Origin of the sequence: Mesorhizobium sp. M7A.F.Ca.MR.148.00.0.0, assembly GCF_003997735.1 — a bacterium.
In the GTDB taxonomy this organism is placed as follows: Bacteria; Pseudomonadota; Alphaproteobacteria; order Rhizobiales; family Rhizobiaceae; genus Mesorhizobium.
In genome coordinates, this window is the sequence record NZ_RZTB01000619.1 from 1 (window position 1) to 256 (window position 256).

At 62.5% G+C, this 256-nt stretch carries 1 protein-coding gene; it reads right to left on the reverse strand.

Annotated features, from left to right (window positions below):
• On the reverse strand, window positions 1–256 hold a 256-nt coding region (locus EOB49_RS35550; RefSeq protein ID WP_127383575.1), incomplete at both ends, for a cation:dicarboxylase symporter family transporter.

The following is a 256-nucleotide window of genomic DNA, read 5'->3' on the forward strand; positions in this document are numbered from 1 at the left end:
TCGGCGAAGGCGCCGACTATGGTCGACGGGATGATGTTCATCAGGAAGCCGGTGATCGACTGGTCGTGCGCTTTGGCGGCGTAGGTGCTGATGGTCGAGGCGTCGAGTGTCGCCGGGTCGATGTTGAAGCCGGCGCCCGGCTGCACGACATTGGCGACGACAAGGCCGATGATCAGAGCCAGCGTCGAAAAGGTGAGAAAATAGAGCATCGCCTTGCCGGCGACACGTCCGACCTTCTGCAGGTCGCTCATGCCGG